This is a genomic window from Sphingopyxis sp. YR583 (assembly GCF_900108295.1).
Lineage (GTDB): Bacteria > Pseudomonadota > Alphaproteobacteria > Sphingomonadales > Sphingomonadaceae > Sphingopyxis.
Window position 1 is genome coordinate 814371 of sequence record NZ_FNWK01000001.1, and the last position, 15452, is coordinate 829822.

Below are 15452 nucleotides of genomic sequence, written 5' to 3' on the forward strand. Positions count from 1 at the left end.
CCATGCGAGCCTTGATCGCGGGCATGGTGTGCGCCTTGGCGGCGACACCTGCTGCTGCCGAGGTCCGGTTGACCGGACCCGAGACGGGTGGCAGCTATCAGCTTGAGGTGATGACCTGGTGGGATATCCCCTTCCGTTCCGTCATTCGCCAGCGCTACGACTTCAGCTGCGGATCCGCCGCCGTCGCGACCCTGCTCACTTATCATTATGGCGCGCCGACATCGGAAACGATGCCCTTTCGCGCAATGTGGGAAAAGGGCGACCGCGAGGCGATCCGCAAAGTCGGCTTCTCGATGCTCGACATGAAGAATTATCTCGCCTCACGTGGCTATCGCGCCGAAGGATTCCGGATCACGGCCGAGCAGTTGAAGCAGGTAAAGCGTCCGACAATCGTTCTGATGAACCTGAACGGTTTCAAGCATTTTGTCGTGATCAAGGGCGTTCGCGGCGACCGTGTGCTCACCGGTGATTCGGTTCTCGGTCTCAACGAATATTCGCTCAGCGATTTCGAAAAGCACTGGAACGGCATTGCATTGGCCATCGTTGAAGGGGGCAAGCAACGCCCCGCATTCAACCTTGCCGGCGACTGGGGGCCCTGGTCGCGGGCGCCGCTCGAAGAGGACGGCGCGCTCCATGTTTCGGTCGGTGATCTGACGACCAACCTCCCCCCGCAATATCAGCTGACGCCGCAGATCCTGCTCGATGTGCGCGTCGGCACCGTCAAATGAGGCTCATCATGTCCCCCCGCATCCTCCTGCTTGCCTGCGCCCCCATACTGCTCGCCGCGAGCGAACCCCCGGGCGGCGATCCGCTCGCCGGGGCCGAGACGGTGTCGGACGAGGTGCTCGCGACACAGCGTGGCGGCTTTGCCTTTCAGGGCATGGTTATCGCATTCGGTGCCGATATCCGCAGCTTCGTGAATGACGAGCTGGCGCTCCGCACGGTCATCAGTTGGACCCCGGAGGGACAGTCGATCGAACGCTTCGTCTCGCCGGCCCTGACCGCGGTCGACGCGGCGCAGATACAGGGCGGCATCCTGACCAGCGGCGGCATCACCATGCGCGTCGGCGACCAGCCGGTATTTTTGGCGAACAATGGCCAAACGGCACTGATCCAGAGCACCGATGCGATCCAGAATGTCCTGATCAACACCGCCAGCAACGTCTCGCTGAACCAGCAGGTCGACGCCGTACTCGACATCAGCGGTTATGAAGGTTTCCGCGACGCGCTGGCATCTACCCGGATGAGCGATGCGATCGGCGCCGTGATGGGCGCACAGACGGTCAGCGCGCTCGGCAACTGAACGACCCCCCGATCCTGTTTCACAGGAACGGTTCACCTGCCCCGCCTTTTGGCGGGGCTTTTCTTTGTCGCGATTGTTGGAACGTCGAAGACCTATATCTTTCCGCCGAACGGCATGCGCAGCGTGATCGATACGTCGGGTGCATCCTCGGTCACCCCGATTTCGAAGCCGAGGTTCAGGACGTCGCGCGCCGTCAGACGATAAGACATGCCGAAATTGAGCGAACCGACATGGATATAGTTGGACTTCTGGATCGTGTCGCCAATCTCCGAGCGGGTCGGGAAGATATAGTTGTGGCGATAACCGAGCGAGAAGGAGAAGCGCGGATTGAGCGCGAAGCCGAAACCGACATTGGCCGAAACCGCGTCACCCGGATCGACGCGTCCGATCAGGACGTCACCGACCATTTTGTTCACGTCGCGCGGGATATGATAAAGATAGGCGAGACCGCCATAGATGACTGCGGGATCCGACGGCATCAGGAAATTGATGCCTGGCTGGACGGCCCAGAAGCCCGACCCCGTGGCAAGGCCCGTTGCGACGCCGAACTCGTCATAGCCGATATCGAACGCCCCCTTGCCCGTATCCGATTTGACGCGCAGCGACCCGACGAAGATCGGCTTCTGCCCGACCGGCCGGTTGAGTTGGTACCGCAGCGAAAATTCGGCGTCGCCGATCCCGTCCTCGCGTAAAGCGATCGACCGGACGATCCCTTCATCGCGCTGCTGGACGACCTCGATCCTGTCGTTGCGATAAAGATAAGGCAGCCGCACTTCGGCTTCGAGCCGGTCGCTGATGCCGTAACGAAGCGATGCGGTGCCGACGAGCGTGTCGCGGTCGGCGTCGGTCGCCTCGATCAATCCGATCTGGATGCCCGGGATCAGTTCGATACCGCGAAAGACGAGCCGATTGGTCGACGAACGCGTATATTCGAACGAAGGCTCGAAGATAAGATGGCCGGCGCGCGTCAATACGCCCTGCCCCTCGGGAACCGCAGCGACACGCTGTTCGGGCGGCTCCTCCGGTGGGGGCGCTTCGCCCACGGGCGCGTCGGGCAGCGCAACCGAGTCGCTTCCCGGGCCCGGAAGCGCGGGGCCGGCGCCCTGCCCCCCCATGCCGGTTCCGCGGAACATCTCCAGCGGTGCTTCGGCGAGGGCGAAGGACGAGAGTCGGTCGATTTGTGCCTGCTGGGTTATCAATTGCCCCTGCATCTTCACGATCTGTTGCCGCTGCTCGACGAGCATCGCATTTTGCTGATCGATCAGCGCACGTTGTGCGGCGAGGATTTGGCGTTGTGCGTCGATCTCGCTCTGCGCACCTGCGGCCGGGGTGCTCTCGGCGATGCCACCCGCCCCGGACGCAGCCGCATTCCAAGTTGGCGCGGTGTCGAGGAAGGGAAGCGCAGCGCACAAACATTCGAGCGCCGGGGTTTCGTGCGCGCTCGCCTGTGACGGAACGAAGACTGTCGAGAGGCCGACAGCAGCCACGCCGACATGGCGCAGCACGGGCGGGGCGATCATGCTGCTCATACCCCTGCTCCCTGACCTGTAAACGGCCGGCGCTCCGGCATGCTACGCATATGATCGATCGCAACGCCCATTTCTTCACCGGCGATTGCGCGCAGCCCATCGAAATCGACCAGCCGGCACAATTGGGGGCCCTCAAGTTCGATCAGTCCCTGCCGCACAAAGCCTGAAATCGTCCGGCTAACCGTATGGATCGTCAGGCCGAGGTGATCGGCGATATCGCCCCGCGTCATGGGCAACGGAACGCTACCGAAAGCCGACAGCCGCTTGGCCGCGATCAACAGAAACGCCGCAACGCGCTCATTGGCATTGCGGCGGCCGAGCAAGAATATGCATTGATTCGCACTGTCCAGCGCCCGTTCGAGCGCGCGGTTCTGTCCGAGTGAATCAGGGTCGCCATTCGACGCAGCACGGCGAGTGAGGATCGTGTTGGTGACCGCCTCGGCCGCAGCGTCCCGCGCGCCATATTCGACGCCGAACACGTCACCCTGGTAGAAAAAGCCCGTCAGCTGGCGGTGCCCGTCGACATGAAAATGGCACGTTCGAACGGTTCCGGAGATGACTTCGAACCAGCAATCGCCCGGATCGCCCTGCGAAAAAATAATCTCGCCTTTACGAAATTTTAGGATGGTATCCTGTGGAATGGATCCACGTTGGAATTCTGTCGACAGACCTTGCACGCCACGTCTCCAATCTGGAATTGGTATTTGCGGCGACCCCGTTTGCGAGTCTCATCTGCCTTTGCGGGTGTTGAATCCATCCGCATAAAAACCAAGGAATCTGTGTGTATGAACCGCCCAGCAAAATCACTTACGTAAATTTCCTTAGCGTTTCAGGATGGATTACGACTTGATTTCAATGTCATAGCTATATTGACATACGCAGTGTCGCTATATGGTTAATTAGCTTAGGTTAATTGCTAAACAGCGCGCAAAGGGATATCATCTAAGCCAGAGCAGGTGGGTTGCGGCAATTGCCGCGCAAAAGATGCTCGTCGGTCGCAAAGTGTCTACGCCTTGGGTGTCAGGGGATTGCACCGTGCATCGAAACGCTTTGAACGTCGAACCGCATTTGACCTTTCGTGAGCATCAAATACTCGAATTGGTAGCAGTCGGCTGCTCGGCCAAGCAGATCGCGCTCGAGATCAATATCGCTCCGCGAACCGTCGAACGGCATATCGAAAATGTGCGATTGAAGCTGAATGCCCGCAACCGCGCGCACCTGATAACCCAAGCCATGCACCTCGGGCTGCTCGTCATCGAAACACCATCGCCCGACGAACCGACACTTTTCGAACTCAAATGATGGTGCACCCGACTGGATTCGAACCAGTGGCCCCCAGATTAGGAATCTGATGCTCTATCCTGCTGAGCTACGGGTGCGCCGCCGCTCGTGTAGCGGCGCAGCGCGCGAAGCGTCAATCGCAATGGATTAATTGGCCGCCTCGGGTGGGACGATCGGTACAAGTAGCGGCATCGCGGCGATCCCGTCATCGCGAAGCGATTGCGCCTCCTCGGGCGACGCCTGGCCGTGGATCAGATCCTCGGTCGCGCGGCCTTCGTGCATCGCACGCGCGGCGTCGGCAAAATCGCGGCCCACCCAACGCGATTGTGGTAGCATTTCGGCTTGTTTCGCAGCAATATCGGCAAGAAGTTTGCGCACCAGTTCGGGCGACGGTTCCTCCGAAACGGCGGGTTTGGCAGCGATCTGAGCGACGAGTTGATTCGACTTCGCTCCGACCCGAGGCGCCATCACCGCCTTTTTCACATTGTCATCGCCGCACACGGGGCAGCTGATCAGCCCGCGCGCCTGTTGATCCGAAAAGCTCTCGCTGCTCGCGAACCAGGCTTCGAAACGGTGATCTCCGGCGGCACAACAAAGGTCGAAAACGATCAAGTCAGGCCAGCCCCAACAGCGGGTCGAGCCCACCACGCGCGTCGAGCGCCGCCATATCATCGCTGCCGCCGATATGCTTTCCGTCGATGAAAATCTGAGGAACGGTACGCGCCCCGCCTGCGCGCGAGACCATTGCGTCGAACCCGGCGCGGTCGGTCGTCAGGTCGATTTCCTGATATTCGACACCCTTGCGATCGAGCAACGCCTTGGCGCGCGAACAATAGGGGCAGAAAAATTTCGTAAACACTTCGATCTTGGCCATGTGGCTATCCTGTCATCACTAGGTCCGTCATATCGGAATCCAACGAAGCAAAGTCAAATATGTTGCCGGTCATCAGGGCTTCGGGGACCACTCTTGCCCAAGTGAGCGCCGATACGCGCGCTGCGCCGCAGCGTCCCAACATGCGCGACGCGGCCCGCAGCGTTGCGCCGCTGGCATGGACATCGTCGATCAGCACCAGATGACGATCCGCCGCGCGCGCCTTGGCATCGCTTGCCAGCGCAAATGCGCCCGCAACGATGCGCTCGCGCTCGCGCCGCCCCTTGCCGCGTAACGATGCGGTCGCCTTGACCCGCAAAAGCAGATGATGGTCGTGCGGTACGCCGGTCAGCCGCGATAATTCGTCGGCCACCAGTGCCGCCTGGTTGAACCCGCGCGACCAGAGCCGCCAGCGATGCAGCGGCACCGGAACGAGCAGCATCGCGTCGATATCGCCCAGCATGGTGAGTTGCCGCGCCATCAACCGCGCCATCAGACGCGCATGTCCCGTTCGCCGCGCATATTTAAGGCGCAGCGCCACCGTGCGCGCGACAGGACCGTAAGCGACGGCGGCGGGAGCGCGCTCGAACGGCGGGGCGCCCGCGAGGCACGCACCGCACGCGACCGGCTCGCCAGGTACGGCGCTCGGTAACGGGATCGAACAGCATGAGCAGGATGGGCCATCGAGAAAATCGAGCGACGACCAGCAGGTCAGGCAAAACTGCCGGTCTTCGACCACGACGACTCCGCAGCCCGGACAGCGCGGCGGCAAGGCATAGTCGACGATCGCACGGGCGGCGACGCGCAAACCGCCGCGCCACGCCCCTGTCGGCGCTTCGTCTTTTTCGACATCCCCCGTCGCCGTCGCCATCCCCGACTTGTGCCGCATCGCCGGGGACGGCACAAGCGGCGCATGTCGCAACCGCCCCGCCCCCTATTTTCCGCCGCCCGCCATCGCGCCCAGCGCGACCGCATGGCGCGCCTGCCCGCGTCGGCCAACTTTCTTGCGCCAATCATCACCGAAACGCTGCTCGACCGGTTGACGATGGTGACGCGTGCGTTTCCCCGCACCCTTTTGATCGGTTCACATGACAGGACGCTCGTCGACCATCTGCGCGCGGCGGATACCGATCTCACGCTCGTCGAAGCCGGACCGCGCCTCGCGGCCGAAACCGGCGCGATCGCGGTCGAGGCCGACGCCATCGACCTGCCCTTCGCCAGTTTCGATCTCATCCTTTGGCCCGGCGGTCTCGACAGCGTCAACGACGTGCCGGGCGCGCTGCTTCGCCTCCGCGCGCTGCTAGCGCCCGACGGGTTGTTGCTCGGCGCCTTTGTCGGCGACGGCAGCCTGCCGCGCTTGCGTCGTTCGGTCGTTACCGAGGGCGTGCGTGCGATCGCGCGCCTTCATCCGCAAATCGACCTTTCCGCGATGGGCAATCTGCTCCAGCGCGTCGGCTTCACCTTACCCGTCGTCGATGTCGAAGCGCTGACGGTGCGCTATGGCGACTGGTTCACCCTTGCGCGCGATCTGCGGGCCGCAGGCCTGTCGAGCCGGCTCGCGCCAGCGCCCCCGCCATTGACGCGCGAAGAAGCCATGCGGATTGCAGCCGCTTTCGCGGACCAGGCCGACCCTGACGGCCGTATCGGCGAAACATTTCGCCTCGTCCATTTCAGCGGCTGGGCGCCGCATCCCGACCAGCCCCAACCGGCACGGCGCGGCAGCGGCACCGCCTCGCTGGCTGCGGCGCTGAAGCCGAAAGACTAGACCAGCGCCTCCAGCAAGCCGATCAGCGGCTTGTCGGCGGGCGGCATGTCAAGGCCATGTAGTTCGACTGGGCGCACCCAGCGAAGCGCGCTGGCATGCTGCGCGACCGGTGTCCCGCGCCATTTGCGGCACACGTAAAGCAGCAGAAGAAGGTGCCGGTCGCCGAGCATATCGCTCGCGAAACAGGCGGGTGCGAGGCAGGCATGGTCGACATCGATCGCCAGCTCCTCATCGAGTTCGCGGATCAACGCCTGCTCGGGCGTTTCACCGGGCTCCAGCTTCCCGCCCGGAAACTCCCACAGCCCCGCCATCGACAGGCCCTCGGGGCGCTGCTGGACGAGCAATCGCCCGTCGCGGTCGACAAGCGCCGCCGCAACGACGACAAGCGAGGTTTTCTGCGGCTTTCCGGCTTCTGACACGGACAAATTGTTAACCTTCCTGTGTAAATATGGGCACCCTCGGGAACTATAATTTCAGTCAGGGGTGGAACAATGCGAAACTTTTACAGGCTGATGCGGTCGACCAGAGCCGCTACAGCCGTCGAATATGGGCTGATTCTGGCCCTTATCTTTATCGCTGCCCTCGCCGCGGTGGGAAATGTCGCCAATTCTACCGGTAACATGTGGGGCAAGGTGTCGACCGCTGCGACCGATAATATGTAGGCGGACGGCCGCGTCTCATTTCGGGATCGCCATTCCGGGCGCGCACTTCCACATTAAGATTTTCAAAACCTATTCACTCTAAACCCGCTGATGTTGACCCAGACCAGACCGTCAACAGGGTAAGTGAAATCAGGAGACCAGTCATGAAGTTCATCAAGAAATTCGTCCGCGATACCAAAGCCGCGACCGCCATCGAATATGGCCTCATTGCAGCTCTGATCGCCGTCGCCGGCATCGCCGCGATGGGCGCCGTTGGTAACAGCGTCACCAACACCTTCAACAAGGTCGATAGCGGCCTGAAGAAGAGCTAATTGACGTAACGCCCGGTTTTTCCGGACGGAACAAAAAGAAAGGGCGGCCCGTCAAGGCCGCCCTTTTTTGTGCGTCAACGACTAGCGTAAACGACGATTTTCACTTTCTGCCCCGGGGTCAGGCGGCTTGACGCGGTCAGGCGGTTGAGCACCTGGAAACGTTCGGCCTGATAATCGCTATAGGCCATCCGCCGCGCGAGCGTGGCAACCGTATCGCCGCGCCCGACGGTCACGACGTCGATCCGCCGCGGCTTGATCGCCGCCGCTTCCGCTGCGCTCAGTCGCCGGACGCTGTTGAACATCGGGTTGAACACGCTGCCCGCACCGGCCTGCGTCAGCGTGACGAAGTGAAACGCGCTGCTGCGTGAAAATTCATAAGCAAAGATGGTGACGTCGACTTGCCCCGACTGGGTATTCACGCGCGCCGTCGAATAGGATGCCGGGATGCCGTTCACCGTCGTGCGCTGGACCGCGCCGGGGGTGATCGACGCATTTCCGGCGACCGCCTTGAACGCGGCGCCGATATAGGCGTTCATGTCGCCGCTGTACGGCCCCGTCGTAAATTGCGCCTGCCCGCCATTGCCACTGACCGATACCGCATCAGCGCCATTTTGCATGCCATAGCCATTCGGCACGGTGAAACGCAGTTTGAGGTCGGGATGCAGGAAGTCGCGCCCCTCGACCACGCCCTGAGCCGGATCGTCACCATAAAGCACGCCGTCGACCGAGGCCAGAAAGGCGTCGGCATTGCGATTGCCGCCGCTGCCGCCCACTCTGCTCGCCAGCGTCTGTGCATTGCGCACGCGCGAGGCCGGATCGGGGTGGGTACTTGCCCATTCGGGAAGCGAACGCGCGTCGCCGCCCGCCAGGCGGGCATCGAGCGTCGTCTGGTTGGCGAGGCTCGTCAGCATCGTTGACAGCGCGAGCGGGTCATATCCTGCGCTGCGCAGATATTGGACGCCGAGCTGGTCGGCCTGCAATTCCTGGCTGCGCGAAAAGCCGAGCGTCGCAAGCTGCGCGACGCGCAGCGAATTATTCTGGAGGAGCCCACCCAGACCGCCGAGCAACCCGCCATTGTCGCCGATCGCGCCACCGAGCACCGCGCCGAGCACGCCGAGGATCTGGTTGCGCGTCGCCGCCGACTGACGCTTCTTGCTGTGCTGCGCGGCGACATGGCCGACTTCGTGCCCGAGCACCCCGGCAAGCTCCGCCTCGTCGTTCATCAGCGCCATAAGCTGCCTCGTGACATAGACATAGCCGCCGGGGATCGCGAAGGCGTTGTTCACGGGCGAATTCAGCAAGGTGACGGTGAAATCGCTGGGCGAGCGCGACAGGCCCGACTGGACGGCGATATTCTGCCCGATCCGATTTACATAGGCCGCCTGCGGGCCACTATAGGCTCCACCGAATTCGGCCATCAACTGGGGATGCGCATCGGTGCCCTGCTTGCGTTCGGCAGGCGAAATGCTCGTCGCGGTCTTGATCGCCTTCAGCTGCGCGTCAGCCGCGCCGGTCGCAGCGAGGCCGCCCATCGCCAGTACGACCGCCAGCTTCTTTCCGTTCTTCCAGCTCATCGAAATGCCTCCCACTCAATTCCGTCGGACAGGGATATTCCCATCGTGCGACAAGGCAAGCCGCGCAATGAAGCGCGGCCGCCGATTTCGAAAAAGGGAACGCGAACACCCGTGATCGGGTTCCGCCGGAACACGCCTAGGCGCGGCCCATCGCCAGGAATTTATCCTCGCGCGCGGCGAGCAACGTCTCGCGCGGCAGACCCGCCAATGCGTCCAGTTCCTGCGCAATCGCATCGCCCAGCGCCTTGATCGCGACCTCGGGGGCACGATGCGCGCCGCCGACGGGTTCGGTGACGATCCGGTCGATGATTTTCAGTCCCAGCAGATCCTGCGCCGACATCTTCATCGCCGCAGCGGCATCCGCCGCCTTGTCCGATGTGCGCCAAAGGATCGACGCGCAACCCTCGGGCGAAATCACCGAATAGACGGCATGTTCGAACATCAGCACACGGTTTGCGGCGGCCAGCGCAATCGCGCCGCCCGAACCGCCCTCACCGACGACTGCTGCGACCATCGGCACGCCAAGCGCCAGACATTGTTCGGTCGACCGCGCGATCGCTTCGGCCTGGCCGCGTTCTTCGGCCTGGATGCCCGGAAAGGCACCCGACGTGTCGACCAGGGTTACCACCGGCAGTCCGAAACGATCCGCGAGCTGCATCAGGCGGATCGCCTTGCGATAGCCCTCGGGCTTCGCCATCCCGAAATTATGCTTCATTCGCGACGGGATGTCGTCGCCCTTTTCGTGGCCGATGACCATCACGCGGCGACCGCGGAAGCGCGCCAACCCACCAAGGATCGCCTGATCGTCGCCGAAATTGCGGTCGCCGGCCAGCGGCATCCAATCGTCGAACAGCCCGGCGACATAATGTTTGAAATGCGGACGATCGGGGTGTCGCGCGACCTGCGTCTTTTGCCAAGGCGTCAGTTTCGAATAGATATCTCGAAGCAATTTCGAGGACTTATCCTCCAACTGCGCGATGTCATTGTCGATGTTGAGGGTGGGATCGTCACCCATTTCGCGCAACTCGGCAATCTGCCGGTCGAGCGCCGCGACCTGTTTTTCGAAATCCAGAAAGGCTGTCATAGGCGAGCGCTAGGACGAAGGCGCGGCAACGTCAACTTCGGGGTGGGTGCCATCCATCCTTGCCAGCGGATGCCGCTTGTTGACCAGCTCGACAAGGCGGCGGCTGTCAACATGGGTGTAGATTTCCGTCGTTGCGATATCGGCATGACCAAGCATCAATTGCAGCGCGCGCAGATCGGCGCCCCCCTCGAGCAAATGGGTGGCGAATGCGTGGCGCAGGACATGCGGGCTGATCGCGGCCGGGTCGATCCCCGCGCGCGCAGCGAGATCACGCAGCATCTGGAACAACCGCACGCGCGAGATATGCGCCTTGCCCGACGGGAACAGCCAGGGCGACCCATCGGCGAGAAACGGCATCCAGCGATCGAGTACGGCGCGCGCGCGTTCGGACAATGGGACCAGCCGCTCCTTGTCGCCCTTTCCGCGTATGATCAGATATTGGCGCTCGCCGGCTATCGCCCGGCGAGGAAGCGACACCAGTTCGCTGGCACGCAAACCCGAACCATAAAGAAATTCCAGTAAAAGCAGCATCCGCACCGAGGCGGCGGGCGGCGCGTCTCCCGCGGCCTCCTCCTCGGCCTGCGCGAACAGCTTTTCGACATGATCGTGGGTCAGGATGCGCGGTAACGGCCTGCGGGTCGCGGGGCGCGCGATATCGAGCGCAGGATTATCCGCGCGCTCGCCTTCGCCCTCCAGGAAAGCGAAAAACTGGCGCAGGGCCGAGAGCTTGCGCGCGGCGCTGCTCGCCGCAAGCGATCGATAGTCCGCCATCAATCCACGCAAAGTTGGCGCATCGGCGTTCGCCAGCGGACCTTTCACCCACTCCGCCGCTTGCTCCAGATCGCGGCGATAGGCGGCCAGCGTGTTGCGCGACGCTCCGCGCTCGGCCGCCATCATCTCCAGAAACCGGTCAATCAGAACGCCGTCAGACACGCACCAGCGCTTCGGCGGCGATCATGCGCGCTTCGGATGCGAGACCGACGTCCCGCAGCGCCCTGACGATATAATAGAGGTGATAGGGCGGGACATCCGCCCAATCGCCCTGCAATCCCGCCGCAGCAAGCAAGGCCACCATACCGGGCTCGCGCCGTTCGGCCGCCGCCATGATCGCCCGCGACCAGCGCGTCTGCTTGCCCAGATCGACCTCGAGGTCGCCCGCAGCCGACGCCGCCGCACCCGCATCAAGCCGTCCAAGACCGGCCAGACCGGCAAGCAGGAATTTCGATCGCAGCGCTTCGGCGCTATCGTCGTCGCCGGCGAACTGGCCGACCGCTCCGGCACTCATGCCCGTAAGCGGCCGCGGCGATCCCACCGCGAGCACGCCCCATGCGCGGCTGCCGACCGAAACCGTCGGGACCCATGCGACGGCATTCTCATCATAGCCGCCCGCCAGCATCGACCCCAGCAACTGCCAGGGATCGCCGCCGACATCGGTATTGACGGGCAGCGCGGCCGCAGCGCGCGCGGTCGCAACCATCGCGGCATAACGCCCGGTCGGATTGGCGCCAGCGCCCCACAGACGCTCCATCGCCGCATAGCGGTCAGCACCGGTCGCCAAGCGGAATGCGCCTCGCAGCTGCTCGGTCTGCGCTGCGACCGTTTCGGTGGGCTCTTCCTCGCTCGCCGCGGCACTTAGCAAAGAAACATATGCCTCGCTCGACAGCACGCCCCGCGCGGCCGCTTCGGGTGCGGCGGCGATGCGGCTCGCCATGTCGGTCATCGGCGCAAGAACCGTCCAGCTCTTGATATTGGACGGCGCCGCCGTGCGCAGCGCGTCGGGCACCGGGATCGCCGTCGCAGTCGCCATGCCGAAGCGCCAGCTCGTCAATCGGTCGACCTTATCCCATTCGATCGTCGTCGAGCGGCGGCCGGCGCCCGTCGCACCGAGCACACGTTCGGCGAGCAATATGTCGAAGTTCGAAATCTTGCCGCTCGACCGCACGCGGCCGATCGCCCAGCCCGCAGGCCCGGCTTCGCCCGACAGTCCCGAACAGATGGCCGACGTCAGCCGCCACGCCTGCTCATCGCCATGCGCAAGCCCTGCGGGGACATAGGGGCACATGCCCGCCGGATCGGCGTTGGCAAGATAGGTCTGCTGGGCCGCGGCGACGAGGCGCGGACTCGCGCGGTCATAGTCGACCGACTGGACGATCCGGCGCGCGATGATCGATTCGCCCATGCGCAGCAGCAGCGACGCACGATCGGCGGCAAGGTCGGCGCCGTTGATCGTGTCGGGCGTGTCGATCGCCGAGGCAAGCGAACGACGAAGCAATATCTGCGCCCAGCGCGAGGCAAGCTGGCCATTCGTCTTGCGCATGATCGCAGCGGCATATTGGCCGCGCACCCCAAAGGCATCGGGCGCCAGCCCGCCCGTTTCGGGCGTCAGCGGCCCGACCCGCGTCAGCAGACGACGCGCGCCCGGCGGCAGGTCATATTTCAGCCCGCCCGATTCGGTCTCTTCGCCCTCCTCATCCGCCTCGCCGCCTTCAGCGGCTGCGCTCGCGCTCGTCGTCCCGATCGTCGGCACCGCGGGCGGCGGGGCGCTGCCGTTAACCGGTGCCGAACTCGGTGTCGGCGTCGCGCTTGGCGTCGGCGCGGGGGTCGGCCGCGGTGCTGGCGTATCGGCCGGGTTACCGAAACCTTCGGGTAACAGCGATTCCTGCGCGAGCGCGGGAAGGACCAGCGCGGCAGCGAGTGCCGTGCCCGAAAGCCCCAGCGTCAGCGTCAGCGTTTTCATCTTCATTGGACATGGCCTTCCGACGCATCACTCTGGGGCAGCGCGCTTGCGGCAATCTTGTCGGTCACATCCACCTCAATCATTCGCGGCTCGATCGGCCGGCCCAGGAACAGCAGGAACAAAAAGAAAGCCGTTATCGCCAGTGCCAGCACGATCAATCGTGCAATCCAACGGCTCTTTCCCGATCTGCCCCGTGTGCGCAATATCCAATGCCTGCCGTTCGTCCCATATTGCGCAGGCAGTAAAACCATTGTCCCGCGCCGCATGGGCGGTATAGCCGCGCGCACCATGTCGCGAAACCCGAAAAGCCCGGGCCCGATTTCTTCAGGGGCCATCCCCGCGTCGATCCGCGACCGGTCGATCGTGCTCGTCGGTCTGATGGGGTCGGGGAAATCGACGATCGGCCGCCGCCTCGCACAACGCCTCGGCATGCGGTTCGCCGACGCCGACGATGAAATCGAGCGCGCGGCAGGCATGACCATCTCCGACATGTTCGCGCGCTTTGGCGAGGCGCATTTCCGCGACGGCGAACGGCGCGTGATTGCCCGCCTGCTCGGCGAAAAGCCGATGGTGCTCGCGACGGGCGGCGGCGCCTTCGTCAATGAAGAGACGCGCGCCCTGATCCTGCAGGGCAGCCTTTGCATCTGGCTCGACGCCGACATTCCGACGCTCGTCGAACGCGTCGGCCGCCGCAGCCATCGCCCGCTGCTCAAAAACCGCGACCCCGGCGAGGTGCTGCGCGAACTGGCAGCGATCCGTAATCCCCTCTATGCCGAGGCGCATATTCGCGTCAGTTCGGCGAGCACACCGCACGACCATACGGTGCGCGCGATCCTCGAGGCCCTGTCAAAGTGGGAAAATCCGTAATGGAAAGCCTGACCGTCGAACTCGGCAGCCGCAGTTATCCGATATTGATCGGCGACGGACTGATCCGCGAGATCGGCGCGCATGTCGCGCCGCTGCTTAAACGCCCGCGCACGATGATCGTCACCGACACCCATGTCGCCGATCATTATCTGATCCCGCTCGGCACCGCGCTGGCCATGGAAAATATCTCCTTCTCCTCCTTCGTCCTCGAACCGGGCGAAGGCACGAAGAGCTGGGCGGGTCTTGCGCGGCTGACCGAATGGCTGATCGGCGAAGGCGTTGAACGCGGCGACCATGTCATCGCGCTGGGCGGCGGCGTGATCGGCGATCTCGTCGGTTTCGCGTGCAGCATCGTCAAGCGCGGCTGCAATTTCATCCAGGTGCCCACCACCTTGCTGGCGCAGGTCGACAGCAGCGTCGGCGGCAAGACGGCGATCAACGTGCCCGCCGGAAAGAATTTGATCGGGGCCTTCCATCAACCCGCACTGGTCGTGATCGACCCGACGACGCTCGAAACGCTGCCGCGTCGTGAACTTGGTGCGGGCTATGCCGAGGTCGTCAAATATGGTCTGATCGACGACGCCGATTTCTTTGCCTGGTGCGAAAGCAATGGCGCGGCGCTGCTCGCGGGCGACAGCTCGGCACGCGCGCATGCGATTGCCCACAGCGTTGCGTCCAAGGCGCGGATCGTCGCGGCCGACGAGCGCGAGACGCAGGATATCCGCGCACTGCTTAATCTCGGCCACAGCTTCGGCCACGCATTGGAAGCCGAAACCGGCTATTCGGACCGCCTGCTCCACGGCGAGGCGGTGGCTGCGGGCATGGTCCTCGCGCATCAATTCTCGGCCGCGAGAGGCCTCTGCACCGCCGAGGACGCCGAGCGGGTGCGTGCGCATCTGGCGAGCGTCGACCTGCCGCACAGCCTCGCCAGTGCCGGGGTCAACACCGACGGCGCAACGCTCGCCGGTCATATGGCGCACGACAAGAAAGTGCGCGGCGGCAAACTGCCGCTGATCCTGACCCGCGGCATCGGACGGAGCTTCGTCACCGAGGATTATGGGCTCGACGCGGTCGCCGAATTTCTGGACGCCTGAATCCAAGGCTTCCGGGTAGAACAAGACCGATATTGGCCGCTAACGACCGTTAGTTGCCGCTAATCTCCTCCCTGTGGCGCAGCCATGGGGAGGTGGCAGCCCGAAGGGCTGACGGAGGGGCGTTTGACGCGGCGTCGCAGCCCCTCCACCATCGCCTGCGGCGACGGTCCCCCTCCCCACGGCTCCGCCGCAGGGAGGATACGGCGCTCTCGTCACCCCGGACTTGATCCGGGGTCCACGACGACGGCGCAGCTATGGATGCCGGATCAAGTCCGGCATGACGAAAGAGGCTGAGGAAACGTCGGCTCTCCACCCCCAAACCGCCCTCTTCCCCCCGGCGCCGCTTTGGTCTAGCCAGTTGCAAATGACTTGCA

General features: G+C 63.7%; 18 protein-coding genes and 1 tRNA gene. 7 read left to right on the top strand and 12 right to left on the bottom strand.

Features of this window, described 5'->3' with window-relative positions:
• The first annotated feature begins 2 nt into the window (after nt 1-2).
• Nucleotides 3-728 (top strand): C39 family peptidase, encoded by a 726-nt coding sequence (locus BLW56_RS03675; protein WP_093509289.1) that lies wholly within the window; start codon nt 3-5, stop codon nt 726-728.
• Between the two features lie 8 nt (nt 729-736).
• Nucleotides 737-1303 carry a hypothetical protein gene (locus BLW56_RS03680; protein ID WP_143043364.1) on the top strand — a complete coding sequence of 189 codons (567 nt, stop codon included), beginning with the start codon at nt 737-739 and terminating at the stop codon, nt 1301-1303.
• A gap of 92 nt (nt 1304-1395) precedes the next feature.
• Here BLW56_RS03680 and BLW56_RS03685 read toward each other — a convergent pair whose 3' ends face one another.
• Both BLW56_RS03685 and BLW56_RS03690 read right to left on the bottom strand, forming a co-directional pair.
• Nucleotides 1396-2832: a hypothetical protein gene (locus tag BLW56_RS03685; RefSeq protein ID WP_093509291.1), complete on the bottom strand. Its 1437-nt coding sequence runs from the start codon at nt 2830-2832 to the stop codon at nt 1396-1398.
• Entirely contained in the window at nt 2829-3509 is a 681-nt protein-coding gene (locus tag BLW56_RS03690; RefSeq protein WP_093509292.1) for a helix-turn-helix domain-containing protein, read from the bottom strand. The genes BLW56_RS03685 and BLW56_RS03690 overlap by 4 nt, the downstream gene beginning before the upstream one ends.
• Before the next feature lie 373 nt (nt 3510-3882).
• On the opposite strand from BLW56_RS03690, the gene BLW56_RS03695 reads away from it, so the two are divergent.
• Nucleotides 3883-4134 carry a response regulator transcription factor gene (locus BLW56_RS03695; RefSeq protein WP_256203278.1) on the top strand — a complete coding sequence of 84 codons (252 nt, stop codon included), beginning with the start codon at nt 3883-3885 and terminating at the stop codon, nt 4132-4134.
• On the opposite strand, the gene BLW56_RS03700 is transcribed toward BLW56_RS03695, so the two are convergent.
• The 4 genes from BLW56_RS03700 to BLW56_RS03715 all read right to left on the bottom strand — a co-directional run bounded on the left by BLW56_RS03700 (nt 4135) and on the right by BLW56_RS03715 (nt 5873).
• A tRNA-Arg gene (locus tag BLW56_RS03700) sits at nt 4135-4211 on the bottom strand.
• 49 nt (nt 4212-4260) lie between these two features.
• Nucleotides 4261-4725 (bottom strand): DUF1178 family protein, encoded by a 465-nt coding sequence (locus tag BLW56_RS03705; RefSeq protein ID WP_093509294.1) that lies wholly within the window; start codon nt 4723-4725, stop codon nt 4261-4263.
• A gap of 1 nt (nt 4726) precedes the next feature.
• Complete coding sequence (grxC, locus tag BLW56_RS03710; protein WP_093509295.1) at nt 4727-4987, bottom strand: glutaredoxin 3; 261 nt, start codon at nt 4985-4987, stop codon at nt 4727-4729.
• Nucleotides 4988-4991: 4 nt separating this feature from the next.
• Nucleotides 4992-5873: a ComF family protein gene (locus BLW56_RS03715; protein ID WP_093509296.1), complete on the bottom strand. Its 882-nt coding sequence runs from the start codon at nt 5871-5873 to the stop codon at nt 4992-4994.
• 84 nt (nt 5874-5957) lie between these two features.
• On the opposite strand from BLW56_RS03715, the gene BLW56_RS03720 reads away from it, so the two are divergent.
• Nucleotides 5958-6749 (top strand): methyltransferase type 12, encoded by a 792-nt coding sequence (locus BLW56_RS03720; RefSeq protein WP_256203279.1) that lies wholly within the window; start codon nt 5958-5960, stop codon nt 6747-6749.
• Here the strand turns inward: BLW56_RS03720 and BLW56_RS03725 are convergent.
• Nucleotides 6746-7174 (bottom strand): (deoxy)nucleoside triphosphate pyrophosphohydrolase, encoded by a 429-nt coding sequence (locus BLW56_RS03725; RefSeq protein ID WP_256203280.1) that lies wholly within the window; start codon nt 7172-7174, stop codon nt 6746-6748. The two genes, BLW56_RS03720 and BLW56_RS03725, sit on opposite strands and share 4 nt — an antisense overlap.
• A gap of 380 nt (nt 7175-7554) precedes the next feature.
• On the opposite strand from BLW56_RS03725, the gene BLW56_RS03735 reads away from it, so the two are divergent.
• Nucleotides 7555-7722 (top strand): Flp family type IVb pilin, encoded by a 168-nt coding sequence (locus BLW56_RS03735; RefSeq protein ID WP_093509299.1) that lies wholly within the window; start codon nt 7555-7557, stop codon nt 7720-7722.
• A 74-nt stretch (nt 7723-7796) separates the two neighbouring features.
• On the opposite strand, the gene BLW56_RS03740 is transcribed toward BLW56_RS03735, so the two are convergent.
• From BLW56_RS03740 to BLW56_RS20550, 5 genes are all read right to left on the bottom strand, one after another.
• Nucleotides 7797-9296 (bottom strand): M48 family metalloprotease, encoded by a 1500-nt coding sequence (locus BLW56_RS03740; protein ID WP_371262200.1) that lies wholly within the window; start codon nt 9294-9296, stop codon nt 7797-7799.
• 136 nt (nt 9297-9432) lie between these two features.
• Nucleotides 9433-10380: an acetyl-CoA carboxylase carboxyltransferase subunit alpha gene (locus tag BLW56_RS03745; RefSeq protein ID WP_093509300.1), complete on the bottom strand. Its 948-nt coding sequence runs from the start codon at nt 10378-10380 to the stop codon at nt 9433-9435.
• Between the two features lie 9 nt (nt 10381-10389).
• Nucleotides 10390-11313, bottom strand: coding sequence for a tyrosine recombinase (locus BLW56_RS03750; protein WP_093509301.1), 924 nt, complete (start codon nt 11311-11313; stop codon nt 10390-10392).
• The gene (locus tag BLW56_RS03755) at nt 11306-13123 is read right to left on the bottom strand and encodes a hypothetical protein (RefSeq protein ID WP_093509302.1); all 1818 of its coding nucleotides are present in this window, start codon (nt 13121-13123) and stop codon (nt 11306-11308) included. Before BLW56_RS03755 ends, BLW56_RS03750 begins: the two co-directional genes overlap by 8 nt.
• Nucleotides 13120-13275: a hypothetical protein gene (locus BLW56_RS20550; protein ID WP_177175803.1), complete on the bottom strand. Its 156-nt coding sequence runs from the start codon at nt 13273-13275 to the stop codon at nt 13120-13122. The genes BLW56_RS03755 and BLW56_RS20550 overlap by 4 nt, the downstream gene beginning before the upstream one ends.
• A 130-nt stretch (nt 13276-13405) precedes the next feature.
• Between BLW56_RS20550 and BLW56_RS03760 the strand changes: the two genes are divergently transcribed.
• Together BLW56_RS03760 and aroB are read left to right on the top strand one after the other, a co-directional pair.
• Nucleotides 13406-13984 carry a shikimate kinase gene (locus BLW56_RS03760; protein ID WP_093510764.1) on the top strand — a complete coding sequence of 193 codons (579 nt, stop codon included), beginning with the start codon at nt 13406-13408 and terminating at the stop codon, nt 13982-13984.
• Nucleotides 13984-15078, top strand: coding sequence for a 3-dehydroquinate synthase (gene aroB, locus BLW56_RS03765; protein ID WP_093509303.1), 1095 nt, complete (start codon nt 13984-13986; stop codon nt 15076-15078). The genes BLW56_RS03760 and aroB overlap by 1 nt, the downstream gene beginning before the upstream one ends.
• The last annotated feature ends 374 nt before the right edge of the window (nt 15079-15452 follow it).